Source organism: Streptomyces sp. WMMC500 (assembly GCF_027497195.1).
Taxonomy (GTDB): Bacteria; Actinomycetota; Actinomycetes; order Streptomycetales; family Streptomycetaceae; genus Streptomyces.
The window spans coordinates 7,823,024-7,839,737 of record NZ_CP114905.1 but is presented as its reverse complement, the minus strand read 5'-3'; the positions used below and the strand labels follow the sequence as shown (position 1 = coordinate 7,839,737).

Below are 16,714 nucleotides of genomic sequence, written 5' to 3'. Positions count from 1 at the left end.
CCCGTCGGTCAGGCGCTCCTTCACGCGCGCTCCTGGTCCGCGGGCGCGGACTCGGGCTCGGACGCGGAGTCGGTCTCGGGGCGCGGGCCGTCGCGCGGCGCGGGCGGCGGCAGCGGGTCGGCGGCGTCCTTCTCGGCGGCCTCCCGGTGCACGGTCACCATCCGCTGGCAGAGCGTGATCGCGCTGCCCGCGGCGACCGCCCACAGCGCGACGGGCAGCAGGACGTCGATGTGCGGGATGCCGAAGGTGCGCTCCATGCCCGCGAAGCCGGTGAGCACCAGGGTGAGCACCAGCCGGTCCGCGCGCTCCATCACGCCGCTGACCTTCACCGGCAGCCCGATGCTCTCGCCGCGCGCCTTGGTGTACGACACGACCTGGCCGCCGGCCAGGCAGAACATCGCCACGGCGCACATCATGAGGTCGTCGCCGTCGCCCGCGTACCAGAGCGCGATGCCGCCGAAGACGGCCGCGTCGGCCGCCCGGTCGAGCGTGGAGTCCAGGAACGCGCCCCAGCGGCTGGAGCGGCCGGACTGGCGGGCCATGGTGCCGTCGATCAGGTCGGAGAAGACGAAGAGGGTGATGACTATCGTGCCCCAGAAGAACTCCCCCAGCGGGAAGAAGGCCAAGGCGCCCGCCATCACCCCGAGGGTGCCCACGAAGGTGACGGTGTCGGGGCTCACGCCGCGGCGCAGGAGCATCGCGGCGATCGGTGCGAAGACACGCGTGAAGATCGCACGCGCGTACTTGTTCAGCATGGCCGTCCCAGGGTCGCCGGTCGCCGGGCCCCGCGGCTGGCCGGGGGGCTCGTCGGTGGAAGTCGCTCAACGTAGCGCAGCCATCGTAGCCAGCGCCCGCGCGGGGCCGTGCGGGCCGTACGCCCGTGGGCGCCCGGGCCCGTACGGGCGTCCGGCACGCCCGTACGCCCCGCCGTCCGCCGGGCCCTTCCGCCCGCCCTTCCACCCGACCGTCCGCCCGTACGTGGGAGTCCGTCACTCCGAAGCCGTCCGTGCTATGGACGGGGTCTGACCGCGGTGCAAAGCTCGAATGCACCGCACGTGTCAGACGGAGGCGAGACACATGGGTGACAAGGCAAACGCACACCCCGGGGCCGCCGGCAGGGCAGCGGCGGCCGCCCGGCCCTCCGACATTCGGAACGTGGCGCTGGTCGGCCATAGCGGATCCGGTAAGACGACGCTGGTGGAGGCGCTCGCGCTGACCACGAAGGCGCTCACCCGGGCCGGCCGGGTCGAGGACGGCGGCTGCGTTTCGGACTACGACGAGATCGAACAGCGCCAGCAGCGCTCGGTGCAGCTCTCCCTGGTCCCGGTGGAGTGGGACGGCATCAAGATCAATCTGTTGGACACCCCCGGCTACGCGGACTTCGTCGGGGAGCTACGGGCCGGTCTGCGAGCGGCGGACGCGGCCCTTTTCGTCGTCTCGGCCGCGGACGGCGTGGACGGCGCGACCCGGATGCTCTGGGACGAGTGCGCGGCGGTCGGGATGCCGCGGGCGATCGTCGTCACGCACCTGGACGCCGCCAGAGCCGACTTCGACCAGATGACCCGGACCTGCCAGGAGGCCTTCGGCGGCGACGACCCCGACGCCGTGCTGCCGCTGTACCTGCCGCTGCTCGGCGAGACGGCGGCGGACGGCCATCAGCCCGTGCACGGGCTGATCGGCCTGCTCACGCAGCGGGTCTTCGACTACACCTCCGGCGCCCGCGAGGACAGACCGCCGCGCGAGGACGAGCTGCCGCTGATCGAGGAGGCGCGCAACCGGCTCATCGAGGGCATCATCTCCGAGAGCGAGGACGAGTCCCTCATGGACCGCTACCTCGGCGGCGAGGACGTCGAGGTCAAGACGCTCGTGCAGGACCTGGAGAAGGCCGTCGCGCGCGGGGTGTTCCACCCGGTGCTGGCCGCCGCGCCCGCGGCGGAGGGCGGCACGCAGGGACTGGGCACCGTGGAGCTGCTGGAGCTGATCACCGGCGGCTTCCCCACCCCGCCGGAGCGGCGGATCCCCGACGTGACCACCGTGCGCGGCGAGGAGCGCGCGGGGCTGGCCTGCGATCCGGCCGGGCCGCTGGCCGCCGAGGTGGTCAGGACGTCCTCGGACCCGTACATCGGCAGACTGTCGCTGCTGCGCGTCTTCTCCGGCACGCTGCGCCCCGACCAGACGGTGCACGTCTCGGGGCACGGCATGGAGGACCGCGGGCACGAGGACCACGACACCGACGAGCGGATCGGCTCGCTGACCGCCCCGTTCGGCAAGCTCCAGCGCCCGCTGGACGCGGCGATCGCCGGCGACATCGCCTGCGTCGGCAAGCTCAACGGCGCGGAGACCGGCGACACCGTCTCGGCCAAGGAGGAGCCGCTGCTGATGGCGCCGTGGGTGATGCCCGACCCGCTGCTGCCGGTGGCCATCGAGGCGCACACCAAGCAGGACGAGGACAAGCTGTCGCAGGGCCTGGCGCGGCTGTGCGCCGAGGACCCGACCATGCGGCTGGAACAGAACGCCTCCACCAGGCAGTTGGTCCTGTGGTGCCTGGGCGAGGCGCACCGCGACGTGGCGCTGGAGCGGCTGCGCACGCGGTACGGCGTGCAGGTCGACCCGGTAGAGCACAAGGTGTCCCTGCGCGAGACGTTCTCGGGCCGGGCGGCGGCGCGCGGGCGGCACGTCAAGCAGTCCGGGGGCCACGGGCAGTACGCCATCTGCGAGATCGAGGTCGAACCGCTGCCGGAGGGCTCGGGCATCGAGTTCGTGGACAAGGTGGTCGGCGGCGCTGTGCCGCGGCAGTTCATCCCGTCGGTGGAGAAGGGCGTGCGCGGCCAGGCCGTCAAGGGCGTGGCCACCGGCTATCCGCTGGTCGACGTGCGGGTGACGCTCGTCGACGGGAAGGCGCACTCGGTGGACTCGTCCGACGCCGCGTTCCAGACGGCGGGCGCGCTGGCGCTGCGGGAGGCCGCGGCGCAGGTGCAGATCCACCTGCTGGAGCCGGTCGCCGAGGTCAGCGTGCTGGTCGCGGACGAGTACGTGGGCCCGGTGATGAGCGACCTGTCCGGGCGGCGCGGCCGCGTGGTCGGCACCGAGCAGGCGGCCGGCGGCCGGACGCTGGTGCGCGCCGAGGTGCCGGAGTTCGAGATCGGCAGGTACGCGGTGGACCTGCGGTCCCTGTCGCACGGCACCGGCCGGTTCGACCGGTCGTACGCCCGGCACGAGCCGATGCCGCAGCAGTTGGCGGCGAAGATCCGTGATCGGCAGGCCCGTGACGGTTGACCGCGGCTAGGCTGGGGCACATTGGTGGTCGGGCCCGCTGCCCGCGGGCCCGGCCCCATCACCGGGGCGGACGCGCGGCGTTGGGGGCGGCAGTGGCAGGTTCCGAGGGGCTGGAGTTCGACTTCGCCCCGCGCGCACAGGTGCCGCTCTCGGGTGCCCAGGGGCAGACGGCAGCGACGCACGCGCTCGCCTCCACGGCGTACCGCGACAGCGCGGTCACCAAGCTGCTCGACGCCAACAACGACTGGAGCAAGTCGGACTTCAAGAAGGGCCGGCTCTCCCTCTTCGAGCCGAACCTGGGCGAGGCGTTCGCGCGCGCGGTCACGGTGCGCATGCTCGCCGACGGCCGCAAGCCGCTCATCCAGTCCTTCGGCACGGAGCCGCAGGCGGTCCTGGAGCACTGCCTGGCGGCCAACCGCTACCGCAAGGAGCGCGACACCCGGCTCACCGTGGTGATGGGCGTCTTCGGGCTGCTCTTCCTGCCGGGCGTGCTGCTCTGGCTCGGCGTCTTCCAGCTCCGCCGCACCCTGGCCGGAGCGTCGGACAAGCGCGTCGGCGCGGTGGGGTACGTGCTGCTGGGCATCCTCGGCCTCGCCGCCGTCTACCTGTTCCTCACGCTTCCGTTCGACGGCCTGCTCACCCTGTACCTGCGCGGACTGCTGGTGGCGCCGGTCATCGGGTGGTTCTGGGCGAACCGGATCTGCGAGAAGTACGCCAGGGGCCTGCGCGAGCACTGGACGGCCCTGCTGTCCGGCGGCGGCCTCGGCGCCAAGATCCCGGAGGCGGTGCCGAGCAACCCCGGCGAGGCCAGCGCGGAACGGCTCCGGCTGGGCCTGGCGAAGCTGTCGGCCGAGCAGCACAGCAACGTCGTCTTCTACGCCGGCCCCAAGGGGATACTCGGCATGGGCACCCGCTGGGGCGCCTGGCATCTGGCGGAGGACCTCAAGCCCAAGGAGTCCGGTGCCGAGATCCACCCGTTCCGCAGTTGGGACGTCGTCAGGGCGGTCCACGACCAACTGCGCATGCTGGAGCGCACCCCGCTGCACACCGGCGGCTTCCCGGCGCCCGCGATAAAGCACTGGATCGTCGCGCCGATAGGCGAGGGCGCGGGCGAGGTCGCCCGGCCCGGCGGCGCCGTCGTCGACGGCTATTCCGTACGGGACTTCGAGGTCCAGCGGATCTGCAACGAGCAGCAGTTCGGCGCGGGCAACCGGCACTATCTGGGCGTGCAGTTCACGCTCTGGGACGGCCAGTTGGTCATCACGCTGCTGGTCTCGGTGACCGTGCTGCACCAGACGCTGCGCATCGAGGTCACCGGGCACGCGCTGGGCCCGGTGCACCCGCTGTTCACCAGCAAGCCCAGCCGCGAGACCAAGACCGTGAGCGGCATGAAGTTCTGGGAGACCAAGGAGAAGCCGCTGCCCCTGGTCCGCACCCGCGAGGTGGTGCGGCTGGCCGCGCGGGCGCCGTTCACCTGGTACCCGCCGCTGCTCGACTACCTCGGCGGCAAGCTGAAGCTCCCCGAGCCCTTCGGGCTGCGGCACGTGTGGGCGGACAAGCCGTGGCGGCACCGCTTCATGGCGGACGACGCGCTGCGCGCGGCCACGCCGGTGCTGCGGGTGGTGCACCAGGCCGCGCTGCGGGTGCTGGAGGAGAACAACGTGGACACGACGAACTTCGCCGGCCGGTCGATGGTGCTCAGCGGGATGGTGCAGGGCGCGGAGCCCCGGCGGGCGGACGTGTACGACGGCTGACGCCCCGCGCGGGGGCGGCGGATCCGGTCAGACGGTCACGCCGCCGAGGGCCGCGGGCGTCGCCGGGCGGGAGCTGCCGTCGTACGCCGCCCAGGCCGCGGCCAGCCGCTCGACGGCCTCGGTGAGCACGTCCCGCGGGAAGCAGAAGTGCAGCCGCAGGTACGGGCCGCTGCCCCCGGCGGCGTCCACGCAGGCGCCGGGCAGGACGGCGACCCCGTGGCGGAGCGCGACCTGCGCGAAGGACACCCCGTCCCCGTACGGCAGCCGGAGCCACACCGTCTGCCCGCCGCGCACCGGCGGGCAGTCCCAGGCCGGCAGCAGCCGGGCCAGCTCGGCGCGCAGGTGGTCGTGGGCGCCGCGCAGTTCGGCGCGGCGCCGGGCGAGCAGCGGTGCGTACGACGCCAGCAGGGAGACGGCGACGAGCTGGGCCGGCACGTCCGTGCCGAGGTCGTGGACCGCCTTCAGCCGGGCGAGCCGGGTGACGACGCCCGCGGGCGCACGCACCCAGCCGATGCGCAGCCCGCCCCACACCACCTTGCTCAGCGACCCGACGCTGAGCACCTCGCCGCGGCCCGCCGCGCACGCGGCGAGCGCCGGCGGCGCGGCGCCGTCGAACGCCAGGTCCGCCACGACCTCGTCGTCCACCAGCGGAACGCCGAGGTTCCCGGCCGCCTCCGCGAGCCGCTGCCCGCGCAGCGGGGGCAGCACGGCCGCGGTCGGGTTCTGGTGCACCGAGCCGACGTACGCGAGCGCCGGCCGGTGCTCCGCCAGCGCCCGCACGGCGGCGTCCACGTCGATCCCGTGCGGCCCCACGGGCACCGGCCGCAGCACGGCGCCGGCCTCCCGGAACAGGTCGAGCGCCCCCGGGTACGCGGGCGCCTCGACCAGCACCGGGTCGCCGGGGGCCACGAACAGCCGGGTCAGCAGCGCCAGCGCCTGCTGGCCGCCGGTGGTGACGAGGATCTGCGCCGGGTCGGTCGGGATGCCGCGCGCGGCGTAGCGGGCGGCGACGGCGGCGCGCAGGGCGGGCAGGCCGGCGGGGTGGTAGCCGAGGCCGGTCGCGGGCAGGGCCAGGTCGCGGTAGGCGCGGACCAGCTCGGGCGGCGGGCCGTCCGGGGCGGCGCAGCTCAGCAGGATCACGCCGTCGGCCGGCTCCAGCAGGTTGAGGAAGAGCGGGTTCGCCGTCTCGGCGGCACGCCCCGGGACGAGCGCCGCCTCCGCGACGCGGGTGCCGCTCCCCTGCCGCCGGACGACCCGGCCCTCCTGCCGCAGCACGCCGTACGCCGCGACCACCGTCGTGCGCCCCACGGCCAGCGCCGCCGCCAGCGCCCGCTCCGGCGGCAGCGCCGCGCCCGGGCGCAGCCGGCCCTCGTCGACCAGCCGCCGCAGCCGGGCGGCCAGCAGCACGTACAGCGGGCCGCGCCCGGCCGACCAGCGGCCGAGGGCGGCCACCAGGTCGGAGGCCCGCACGTCGTCGGTGTCCATGGCGGACCAATCTCCCGGAATTGGCCCTGTTCCGGCAACCCATTCGCCGCGGAGACTTTCGCCATGAGCGCAGAACTGCACCCCTCGACCCGTACCGTCCACCCGCCCGTGCCCGTCCCCGAGGGCAGCCGCCCCGTGACCGTGCCGATCCACCAGGGCCACGTCTTCTCCTTCGACTCCGCCGACGCGCTGGCCGCCGCCTTCCACGACCCGGACGGCGCGTACCTCTACAGCCGCTTCGGCAACCCGACCGTCCGCGCCCTGGAGGAGGCCGTCAGCACCCTCGAAGGGGGCGCCGGCGGGCTGGCGTTCGCGTCGGGCATGGGCGCGATCAACGGCGTGCTGCTCAGCCTGCTCTCCACCGGCGACCACGTCGTCGCGCAGCGCTCCCTGTACGGCGGCACGTACGCGACGCTGACCGATCTGGCGGAGCGCTGGGGGGTGTCGGTCAGTTACGTCTCCGGCCGGGACGCGGGCGAGGTACGGGACGCGCTCACGCCCCGCACCCGGGTGCTGTACCTGGAGACCATCGCCAACCCGACCACCGCCGTCACCGACCTGCCCGCGCTCCTCGCCGCCGCCGCGGAGGCCGGCGTCACCGGCGTCGTCGACAACACCTTCGCCACCCCGCTGCTCTGCCGCCCCATCGAGCACGGCGCCGCCGTCGTCGTCCACTCGGCGACCAAGTACCTCGGCGGCCACGCCGACGTCCTGGGCGGCGTGGCCGTCTTCCGGGACGCGGAGCTGCGCCGCCGGGTCTGGGCGCACGCCGTGGAACAGGGCGCGGTGGCCGATCCGTTCGCGGCGTGGCTGACGCTGCGCGGCATGGCGACGCTGGCGCTGCGCGTCGAGCGGCAGTCCGCGACGGCGCTGACGCTGGCCGAACGGCTCGCCGCCCACCCGGCGGTCACCCGTGTCCGCCACCCGGGCCTGCCGGACCACCCGGACCGCGCGACCGCCGCGCGGCTGCTGGCGGCGGGCGGCGGGGTGCTGGCGTTCGACCTGGCGGGCGGCCGGGACGCGGGGCGCAGGTTCGTCGAGTCGCTGGAGCTGGCGCTGCTGAGCCCGTCGCTCGGCGACGTGAAGACCCTCGTCATGCACCCGGCGAGCACCTCGCACCGGCAGCTCGACGCGACGGCGCTGGCGGCGATGGACATCGGCGCGGGCACGGTGCGCGTCGCGGTGGGCATCGAACACCCGGACGATCTGTGGGCGGACCTGGAGCAGGCGCTGGCGAAGGCGGCGGAGCCGGCGGGCTGAGCGCCGTACGCCCCGGGCCGGCGACGCCCGGCGGCCCGGGGCGTACGGGTCTCACGACCCCCCGCCGCCGTCACCGTCGAAGCCGCCCCACCAGCCGGCGCCGAAACCGCCGCCGAAGGGCTTCGGATCCGGTGTGCACGAAACCGGAAATCTCACCCTGGCGGGATACGGGCGGTTCGCCAGGGCTAGCCTTCGGGCCAGGCGTCGGCGAGCAGGGTGCGGGTTTCCGCGAGGAGTTGGGGCAGCACCTTGGTGTGGCTGACGACCGGCATGAAGTTCGTGTCCCCGCCCCACCGCGGCACCACGTGCTGGTGCAGATGCGCGGCGATGCCCGCGCCCGCGACCGGGCCCTGGTTCATGCCGAGGTTGAAGCCCTGCGCCCCGGAGGCGGTGCGCAGGGCGGTCATGGCGCGCTTGGTGTAGGCGGCCAGCTCGGCGGTCTCGTCGTCGGTCAGCTCGGTGTAGTCCGCGACGTGCCGGTAGGGGACGACCATCAGGTGCCCGCCGTTGTACGGGTACAGGTTCAGCACCGCGTAGACCTGTGCGCCGCGGGCGAGGATCAGCCCGTCCTCGTCGGACTTCTCCGGGATCGCGCAGAACGGGCACCCGTCGCCGGCCGCGGTGCCGGTGGGCTTGTTCTCCCCCTGGATGTACGCCATGCGGTGCGGCGTCCACAGCCGCTGGAACTGATCCGGGGTACCGACCCCGAGCTGCTGCTCCGGCTCACTGGTCATGCTCAGCAGCATATGGCGTGCTTCTCCGCGGGACGGGCGCCGGGCCCGGCCCGCGGGGAAGGCCGAGCGCCGGATCAGGCCCCGGCGCGCTCGGCCACCGCGCGGGCCACCTCGTCGATCGCGTCGTCGATCGGCACGCCGTTGTTCTGCTCGCCGCTGCGGTAGCGGAAGGAGACGGCGCCCTTGGCCATGTCGTCGTCGCCCGCGATCAGCATGTACGGGATCTTGGCCTTCTGGGCGTTCCTGATCTTCTTCTGCATCCGGTCGGACGAGGAGTCGACCTCGACGCGCAGCCCGCGGGCCCGCATCTTCGCCGCGACCTCCTGCAGGTACGGCACATGGTCGTCGCCGATCGGGATGCCGACGACCTGCACCGGCGCCAGCCACGCCGGGAAGGCGCCCGCGTAGTGCTCCAGCAGCACGGCGAAGAACCGCTCGATGGAGCCGAACAGCGCGCGGTGGATCATCACCGGCCGCTGCCGCGAGCCGTCCGCCGCGGTGTACTCCAGGTCGAAACGCTCCGGCAGATTGAAGTCCACCTGGATCGTGGACATCTGCCACGTCCTGCCGATGGCGTCCTTGGCCTGCACGGAGATCTTCGGCCCGTAGAACGCCGCCCCGCCGGGGTCCATGACCAGGTCCAGGCCCTGCTTGCCGGCGGCCTGGCGCAGGATCTCGGTGGCCTCCTCCCAGGCCTCGTCGGAGCCGATGGACTTCTCCGGGTCCTTGGTGGACAGCTCCAGGTAGAAGTCCTCCAGGCCGTAGTCGCGCAGCAGGTTCAGCACGAAGGTCAGCAGCGAGTCCAGCTCGCCGGCCATCTGCTCCTTGGTGCAGTAGATGTGCGCGTCGTCCTGCGTGAATCCCCGGGCCCGGGTGAGGCCGTGCACGACGCCGGACTTCTCGTACCGGTAGACGGTCCCGAACTCGAAGAGGCGCAGCGGCAGCTCGCGGTACGAGCGCCCGCGGGCGTCGAAGATCAGGTTGTGCATGGGGCAGTTCATGGGCTTGAGGTAGTAGTCCTGGCCCTCGTCGAGCTGCATGGGCGGGTACATGCCGTCGGCGTACCAGTCCAGGTGGCCCGACTTCTCGAAGAGCTTCCCCTTCGTCGCGTGCGGGGTGTAGACGAACTCGTAGCCCGACTCCTCGTGCCGCCTGCGCGAGTAGTCCTCCATCACCCGGCGCACGACGCCGCCCCGGGGGTGGAAGACCGCGAGGCCCGAGCCGATGTCGTCGGGGATGGAGAAGAGGTCCAGCTCGGTGCCGAGCTTGCGGTGGTCGCGCTTCTCGGCCTCGGCCAGGAACTCCAGATGGGCCTTCAGCTCGTCCTTCGACGGCCAGGCGGTGCCGTAGATCCGCTGGAGCTGCGGGTTCTTCTCGCTGCCGCGCCAGTACGCGGCGGCGGAGCGCATCAGCTTGAACGCGGGGATCAGCCGCGTCGTCGGCAGGTGGGGGCCGCGGCAGAGGTCCTTCCAGCACAGCTCGCCGGTCTTGGCGTCGAGGTTGTCGTAGATCGTCAGCTCGCCGGCCCCGACCTCAGCGGACGCGCCTTCCGCGGCGTCGGCGGCGTTGCCCTTCAGGCCGATCAGCTCCAGCTTGTACGGCTCGGCGGCCAGCTCCTCGCGGGCGTCTGCGTCGGTGGTGACGCGGCGGGAGAAGCGCTGGCCGCGCTTGACGATCTCCTGCATCTTCTTCTCGACGCGCTTCAGGTCGTCGGGGTGGAAGGGCTCGGGGACGTCGAAGTCGTAGTAGAAGCCGTTCTTGATGGGCGGGCCGATGCCGAGCTTGGCCTCGGGGAACAGCTCCTGCACGGCCTGGGCCATGACGTGGGCGGTGGAGTGGCGCAGGATGTCCAGGCCGTCGGGGCTGCCGATCTCCACCGGCTCGACGACGTCGCCGTCGGCGACTTCGTGCGCGAGGTCCCTGAGGGCGCCGGCGACGCGGGCGGCGATCACGGTGCGCTCGCCGGGGAAGAGCTCGGCGGCCGTCGTGCCCGTCGTGACCACGCGCTCTTCCCGCTCGGCGGCATCGCGGCTGATGATCACACGGACGTCGGACACGAGGTCTCCTTCGCGGGGAACGGGGTGCCGCGCGGGCGGCGGCACGGCGTGAATCGTACCGAGCCCGGGGGGTGCGCGGCGAAATCGGGCGTCCGGTGCGCGGACGGGCGCCCTCAGCCGTCTCCGTACGCGCCGTCGAAGACCTCCAGGTGCGCGTGCGGCACCTTCGGCAGCCGGTCCATCTCGGCGTCCGCGAGCGGTACGGGCCGCAGCCCCGACGCCCCGGTCAGCCGCCGGAAGCCGCCGCGGCTCTCCAGCCGGCCGCTGAGCCGCACCGGCACGCCGTCCAGGTGCGCCCGGCCCGCGACGCGGTACGACTCCTCGTCGAGCGACGTGCGCACCTCGGTGACGTCCGCTCCCGCGAGTACCCGCAGCCGCACCCGGCCCGGGCCGGTGGCTGCCGACCGGCTGAGCCGGGTGACGGCTGCGGTGATCCGGACCGGGAGGGAGGGCTCCCGGTGCCGGTAGCGCATGGCGGCCCGCTGCAGGGCCGGGATGTCGCCGGGGGTGAACTCCACCGGCTCGGGGGCGGCGGTGAAGCCCCGCGGCGGCGGGTGCGCGGGGGCCCAGGCCAGGGTGATGCGCACGCCGTCCGTGCCGCGCACGAGAGCGGTCAGGGCCTCGGTCAGCTCGTGGCAGACGCCGAGTTCGACCGCGTTGTCGAAGGCTTCCATGCCGCCGGTGGCGTGCTGGCGGTCGACCGCGGCGCGGGTGCCGCGCAGGGCGCGGAGCAGGGTGGTGGTGACCGCGCGGCCCTCCGGCGCCGGGACGAAGGCGGTGAGGCGGGCGGCGTGGGCGCCGGGGCCGAGCAGGGTCTGCTCGACGTCCCGGGCGGCGTGCGGGCGCAGCCGGGCGCCGTGGAACCCCGCGGGGCGCCGGGCGGCGAGCGCGCCGGCCAGCAGCATGGCGCGGGCGGCGGCGGACAGCCGCTCGGCGTCGGCCCACCGGGCGGGGCCGGCCCGCCGCTCGGCGCCGTACTCCCAGCTCATCTCGTCGCTGGGCACGGCCAGGGCGGTGAGCACGAGCGGGGCGGACGGCTCGGGGCTGCGGGCCAGCGCGGTGAGCGCCTCGGCGAGCAGGTCGGTGCAGTCGGGGAAGGCGCGGTCGGCCGGTACGAGGACGCCGGCCCCGCCCGGCGCGTCGCCGGGCGGGGTGAAGCGCGCGTACCGGCCGGTGGAACCGCCGTGCCGGCGCCAGCCATGGCGGGCGAGGAGGGCGCCGAGCACGGCGGGGTCCGTGTGGTCGGGGTCGGGCTCCGGGGGCTGCCGGTACATCAGGGTCTCCCTCCCCGGCCGGCCCGCGTCACGGTTCCGCGGCGCCCGCGGTCGCCGTCGGCGGGGACCGCGGCGCGGCGGACCGGCGCGGCCCGGCGGCGGTGCCGCGGCTCCGGCCGGTCGCGCGCGGACCGTGAGCGGGCCGGCCGGTCGGTGCCGCTGCCGGGGAAGGGCTGCGCCGGAGCGCAGCGGGCAGCGGCAACGACCGCGCGCGGAGAGGCGGTGCGCGGCGTCTCGGGAGCCGCCGTCACGGCGGGAGCGCCGCGCCGTGGCGCGGCCCGCTCGGGGAACGGGCCGCGCGGTGCAGGCCGTGTGCGGGCCATGGCCCAACTGCCTTCCACGCGCTGTCGGTAGCTGACGGGGGGCCGGCCCCGCCGCGGGCGGCCGAGGCGTCCCGGCCCTCACTCTCTGTTGTCACCGCGCCGACTCCCCGCCAAACAACCATTGTTCGAACGGGGGGTGTTGCGGGTATCACCCGGGCGGTGGGCCAGACCCCACCACCCGTAAAAGTCCAGGGAGTTGGGGCTGATGACGCTCTGGTACGAGGGGCCGCTCGCGGCCTTCGACACCGAGACCACCGGCGCGGACGTGGAGCACGACCGAATACTCTCCGCAGCCGTCGTTGTGCAGCCCCACATCACTTCGCCGCCGCGCTGCACCTCCTGGCTCGTCTCCCCGGACGTGGAGATCCCGGCGGCGGCCACCGCGGTCCACGGGCTGACGCTGGCGCATCTGCAGCGCCTGGGCCGGTGGCCGGCGCCGGTGATGGAGGAGGTCGGCAAGGCGCTGGCGGCGCAGTGCGCGGGGCACGTGCCGCTGGTGGTGATGAACGCCCCGTTCGATCTGACGCTGCTGGACCGCGAGTTACGCCGGCACCGCGCCTCCTCGCTGCCGAAGTACCTCGGCGGCGCGCCGCTGTGCGTGCTGGACCCGCTGGTGCTGGACCGGCACCTCGACCGCTACCGCAAGGGCCGCCGCACGCTGACGGCGCTGTGCGAGCACTACGGCGTGGAGACGGCCGGCGCCCACGAGGCGGGGGCGGACGCCACGGCGGCGCTGCGTCTCGTACGGGCCATCGGCCAGCGCCACGCGGAACGGCTGGGCGAGCTGAGCGCACCGGAGTTGCACGCGCGGCAGGCGGTCTGGCACGGCGCGCAGGCCCGCGGCCTGACCGCGTGGTTCGCCCACACGGGCTCGGACGAACGCTGCGACCCGGCCTGGCCGTTGCGCACGAGCGGCCTGGCGACGGCGGCTTGACCCGGGCGCGACTCACGACTGAGGGCCGTCCCGCACGATGCGGAACGGCCCTCTCCCGGGGGTGCGGGGGGCGGAGCCCCCGCAGCAACGACAAAGCCGACCCCGCCCGCGCGTTCCGCGGGCACAGGCCGGCTGTCGGCTCCGGGGCTGCGGGGGCGGAGCCCCCGCAGAAGCGACGAAACCGACCCGGCCCGCGCGTTCCGCGGGCACAGGCCGGCTGTCGGCTCCGGGGGTGCGGGGGCGGAGCCCCCGCAGAAGCGACGAAACCGACCCGGCCCGCGCGTTCCGCGGGCACAGGCCGGCTGTCGGTTATGTGGGCGATACTGGGATCGAACCAGTGACCTCTTCGGTGTGAACGAAGCGCTCTCCCCCTGAGCTAATCGCCCCGGAACGCCGTGGTGGCGCGGCCAGAACCATACATGGCGCCGGGCCGGGTGTTCAAACCCGTTGCGACGCCCCCGCCCACGCGTCACAGGTGCCCGGAAACACCGATCGGCGACCCGTACCCGCACGGTTCGCGGGTACGGGTCGCCGATCGACTCGTGGGCGATACTGGGATCGAACCAGTGACCTCTTCGGTGTGAACGAAGCGCTCTCCCCCTGAGCTAATCGCCCGTACGGGAGACCACGTTACCCGATGTGAGCATCCCCGTGCGCCCCTGAACCGGCCTTCGCCGACGCGCCTCCGCGCGCCTCCGTCACACTGCGCCCGATTCTCGTTACTCTCCGCATCGATGGAGCCCAAACTATCCGTGCCGCAGAGTTCACCGGAACGGCCCTGCTCCGAGAACCGTCACTAGGCCGTACGAACTACGAAAAACATCACAAAACAGTCAGAGGGGTTTACAACGCCCCGGTAGGTGGCATGTCGACTTCGCCGACGTGCGAATCCCCGAGCGCACACTGAGCGAAAGGCCCTGGCGCTTATGAACCACACGGTCAGCTGCGAGCTGCACCTGCGCCTCGTTGTGTCGAGCGAGTCTTCCCTGCCTGTCCCCGCAGGTCTGCGGTACGACACCGCGGATCCTTACGCCGTGCACGCCACCTTCCACACGGGCGCAGAAGAGACGGTCGAATGGGTGTTCGCCCGCGATCTGCTCGCCGAAGGGCTCCACCGCCCGACCGGCACCGGAGACGTCCGCGTCTGGCCGTCCAGAAGTCACGGCCAGGGCGTCGTCTGCATCGCCCTCAGCTCGCCCGAGGGCGAGGCACTGCTCGAAGCGCCCGCGCGGGCGCTGGAGTCCTTCCTGAAGCGCACGGACGCCGCCGTGCCGCCCGGGACGGAGCCACGCCACTTCGACCTCGACACCGAGCTCTCGCACATCCTCGCGGAGAGCTGAGCCCCCCGACCTCACCGTCCGTAGCCGTCAGCCTCGGGGAGACGGCCGGACCCGACCCGACAGTCGTCTCAGGCACCGCCGTCGTCCCCACCGTGGGCGACGGCGGTGTCACGTTTTGGCTAGAGTCGGCGTCAGACCGGCCAGGGGAACGCGCGGCCCGACCAGGGGAGCGGAACACGGTGCTGATCAATCACGACACCCGGTGCGCGCTCGACATCGTCGTGGCGCTCTTGAACACCGACACCGGGGACGGGGGCGAGGAAGCGGACGCGCTCGTGGACGTGGGGGCGCTCCAGGCGTTCGTCGACGAGCACGGGATCAGCGGCATCGACGCACTCTGCCGCTCCGACGTGGCCGCGGTCCGTGCCGTACGGAGCGACCTCTCGGCCGTCTTCGCCGCCCCGGACGACCGGGCGGCGGCGGAGCGGCTCAACGCGATCGTGGCCGCCGCCGGCACCACGCCGCAGCTCACGGACCACGACGGCTACGACTGGCACGTGCACTACTTCGCGCCCGGCGCGTCCGTCGCCGAGCACCTCGCCGCGGACGGCGGGATGGCGCTGGCGTTCCTCGTCGTCGCCGGCGAGCGCGAGCGGCTGCGCCGCTGCGAGGCGCCGGACTGCGGCCGGGCCTTCGTCGACTACTCGCGCAACCGCTCCCGCCGCTACTGCTCCAGCCGCACCTGCGGCAACCGGCTGCACGTGGCGGCGTACCGCGCCCGGCAGCGCGAGGCGGCGGCCGAGCACGCGAACGGGCCGGGGACCGGGGCGGCACTCACCACCCGATGAGGTCGTAGACCGAGGTGCCGAAGATCAGCACGCCCACGACGGTGAGAAAGAGCATCAACGGCGGCTGGGACAGGGCGAAGAGGCAGCCGCGGGGCTCGGCGGGGGCGGGAGGCCGCGGTGCGGGCGTGTGGTCGTTCATCTCGCGCAGATAATTGCGCAGCGGCGCATACCCATGTGGGCAACACGCCAGGAAAAGACGGCCCGTTCACGAAGATCGGCCGCGCATGATCGGTTCTTGCCGATGGAGATCGACTTACCGGCTGCGCAGGGTAGTTCGACGGGCCCGTAGCGTCAGATTCCGTGCTTCTTCAGGATGGCCTCGATGTCGGAGAAGTCCTCGTCCCCGGAGCCGGACCCCCGCCGCCCGGTCGTCGCCGGCGCCGAGCCGCGCGACTTGCCGGCCCGGCCGCCGCCGAGCGCGGGCCGGGATGCCGAGGGTGCCGCCGCGGGGGCGCTCCCGCCCGCCTTGCGCTTGGCGCGCTCGCCGACGAGCCGCTGACCGACCCACAGCACGACGGCGACCGCCAGCACGCCGAAGCCGCCCCAGACCGACGGCTTGAAGGCGAGGTCGGTCGCCCAGTCCCCGACGGCCTCGCCGACCTTGCCGCCGAGCTCGACCAGCCCCGCCATGGCCAGGCCGACCGGCACCAGCGACAGGGCGGCGATCTTCGTCGCCCGCCGGAACCTTCGCCGGTATGCGGTCAGCAACGAGATCGCGAGCCCCGCCGCGGAGAGCGCGGCGCAGACCGTGGTGGTGAACATGCTTCCATCGTGCACCGGAACGCGCCGCGATTGCCATGGTGCGGCACGGCATGGGGGACATCTCCGGGTCCGGCTCGTCCGCAGGACCGAGACGGCGGTACGCCGCGGGGCCTGGAAGACTGACGCCATGGAGAACGATGTGAACGGCGCACCCGTCCTCGACGTGTGGTGCGAGCTGCAGTGTCCGGACTGCCGGTCGGCGCTCGCCGACCTGCGCGCGCTGCGGGAGCGCTACGGGGACCGGCTCGACATCCGGCTGCGCCACTTCCCGCTGGACAAGCACCAGCACGCGATGGCGGGCGCCCAGGCCGCCGAGGAGGCCGTCGCGCAGGGGAAGGGCTGGGAGTACACGGAGGCCGTGCTGGCGCGGGCGGAGGAGTTCGGCAAGCGGGGCGAGCCTCTGCTGGTCGAGACGGCGCGGGAACTGGGCCTGAACGCGGCGGAGGTGGAGACGGCGCTCGTGGACGGGCGGCACTTCCTGGTCGTGGACGCCGACGTCGCGGAGGGCAGGGCGATCGGGGTGACGGGGACGCCGACGTACGTCGTCGGGGGCGAGCGCCTGGACGGCGGCAAGAGCCAGGAAGGGCTGCGGGAGCGGATCGAGGAGATCACCGACCGCCTGCTGGCCGCGGCGGACTGAGACGGGGAGCGGCGGGCCGGACCGCGCCTGGTCGGACCCGTGGGCGGGCGCCGCGGCCGGGCCGGGGAGGAGGGCGTACGGCACCCG

At 73.8% G+C, this 16,714-nt stretch carries 14 protein-coding genes and 2 tRNA genes; 7 read left to right on the top strand and 9 right to left on the bottom strand.

All coding sequences use genetic code 11. The features are described from left to right. Positions 1-20 precede the first annotated feature (20 nt). Entirely contained in the window at positions 21-755 is a 735-nt protein-coding gene (pgsA, locus tag O7599_RS33845) for a phosphatidylinositol phosphate synthase (RefSeq protein ID WP_281619411.1), read from the bottom strand. Positions 756-1,077: 322 nt separating this feature from the next. Here pgsA and O7599_RS33840 point away from each other — a divergent pair, with 322 nt between their 5' ends. Continuing rightward, the gene (locus O7599_RS33840; RefSeq protein WP_281619410.1) at positions 1,078-3,276 is read left to right on the top strand and encodes an elongation factor G-like protein EF-G2; all 2,199 of its coding nucleotides are present in this window, start codon (positions 1,078-1,080) and stop codon (positions 3,274-3,276) included. A 140-nt stretch (positions 3,277-3,416) separates the two neighbouring features. Further along, entirely contained in the window at positions 3,417-5,030 is a 1,614-nt protein-coding gene (locus O7599_RS33835) for a hypothetical protein (protein WP_281623631.1), read from the top strand. Positions 5,031-5,057: 27 nt separating this feature from the next. On the opposite strand, the gene O7599_RS33830 is transcribed toward O7599_RS33835, so the two are convergent. Next, on the bottom strand, positions 5,058-6,515 hold the full coding sequence (locus tag O7599_RS33830) for a PLP-dependent aminotransferase family protein (protein WP_281619409.1): 1,458 nt from the start codon (positions 6,513-6,515) through the stop codon (positions 5,058-5,060). A 63-nt stretch (positions 6,516-6,578) separates the two neighbouring features. Between O7599_RS33830 and O7599_RS33825 the strand changes: the two genes are divergently transcribed. Beyond that, on the top strand, positions 6,579-7,775 hold the full coding sequence (locus O7599_RS33825; protein ID WP_281619408.1) for an aminotransferase class I/II-fold pyridoxal phosphate-dependent enzyme: 1,197 nt from the start codon (positions 6,579-6,581) through the stop codon (positions 7,773-7,775). 185 nt (positions 7,776-7,960) lie between these two features. Here O7599_RS33825 and O7599_RS33820 read toward each other — a convergent pair whose 3' ends face one another. The 3 genes from O7599_RS33820 to O7599_RS33810 all read right to left on the bottom strand — a co-directional run bounded on the left by O7599_RS33820 (position 7,961) and on the right by O7599_RS33810 (position 11,840). Beyond that, positions 7,961-8,521, bottom strand: coding sequence for an HIT domain-containing protein (locus O7599_RS33820; protein WP_281619407.1), 561 nt, complete (start codon positions 8,519-8,521; stop codon positions 7,961-7,963). A gap of 62 nt (positions 8,522-8,583) precedes the next feature. Beyond that, on the bottom strand, positions 8,584-10,566 hold the full coding sequence (gene thrS / locus O7599_RS33815) for a threonine--tRNA ligase (protein WP_281619406.1): 1,983 nt from the start codon (positions 10,564-10,566) through the stop codon (positions 8,584-8,586). Between the two features lie 113 nt (positions 10,567-10,679). After that, positions 10,680-11,840, bottom strand: coding sequence for a hypothetical protein (locus tag O7599_RS33810; RefSeq protein WP_281619405.1), 1,161 nt, complete (start codon positions 11,838-11,840; stop codon positions 10,680-10,682). 528 nt (positions 11,841-12,368) lie between these two features. Here O7599_RS33810 and O7599_RS33805 point away from each other — a divergent pair. Then, positions 12,369-13,097 carry an exonuclease domain-containing protein gene (locus O7599_RS33805; RefSeq protein ID WP_281619404.1) on the top strand — a complete coding sequence of 243 codons (729 nt, stop codon included), beginning with the start codon at positions 12,369-12,371 and terminating at the stop codon, positions 13,095-13,097. 314 nt (positions 13,098-13,411) lie between these two features. On the opposite strand, the gene O7599_RS33800 is transcribed toward O7599_RS33805, so the two are convergent. After that, positions 13,412-13,483: transfer RNA gene (locus tag O7599_RS33800), tRNA-Val, on the bottom strand. 157 nt (positions 13,484-13,640) lie between these two features. Continuing rightward, positions 13,641-13,712 (bottom strand) — tRNA-Val (locus O7599_RS33795). 311 nt (positions 13,713-14,023) lie between these two features. Here O7599_RS33795 and O7599_RS33790 point away from each other — a divergent pair. Both O7599_RS33790 and O7599_RS33785 read left to right on the top strand, forming a co-directional pair. Further along, a complete protein-coding gene (locus O7599_RS33790; protein ID WP_018836768.1) occupies positions 14,024-14,437 on the top strand; it encodes an SsgA family sporulation/cell division regulator in 414 nt (137 codons plus the stop codon). A 179-nt stretch (positions 14,438-14,616) separates the two neighbouring features. After that, positions 14,617-15,225, top strand: coding sequence for a CGNR zinc finger domain-containing protein (locus O7599_RS33785; protein ID WP_281619403.1), 609 nt, complete (start codon positions 14,617-14,619; stop codon positions 15,223-15,225). On the opposite strand, the gene O7599_RS33780 is transcribed toward O7599_RS33785, so the two are convergent. Continuing rightward, on the bottom strand, positions 15,212-15,364 hold the full coding sequence (locus O7599_RS33780; protein WP_199850565.1) for a hypothetical protein: 153 nt from the start codon (positions 15,362-15,364) through the stop codon (positions 15,212-15,214). The genes O7599_RS33785 and O7599_RS33780 overlap by 14 nt on opposite strands. A 152-nt stretch (positions 15,365-15,516) precedes the next feature. Continuing rightward, a complete protein-coding gene (locus tag O7599_RS33775; protein ID WP_281619402.1) occupies positions 15,517-15,987 on the bottom strand; it encodes a hypothetical protein in 471 nt (156 codons plus the stop codon). A gap of 127 nt (positions 15,988-16,114) precedes the next feature. Between O7599_RS33775 and O7599_RS33770 the strand changes: the two genes are divergently transcribed. Next, positions 16,115-16,627 carry a DsbA family protein gene (locus O7599_RS33770; protein WP_281619401.1) on the top strand — a complete coding sequence of 171 codons (513 nt, stop codon included), beginning with the start codon at positions 16,115-16,117 and terminating at the stop codon, positions 16,625-16,627. Positions 16,628-16,714: the final 87 nt, after the last annotated feature.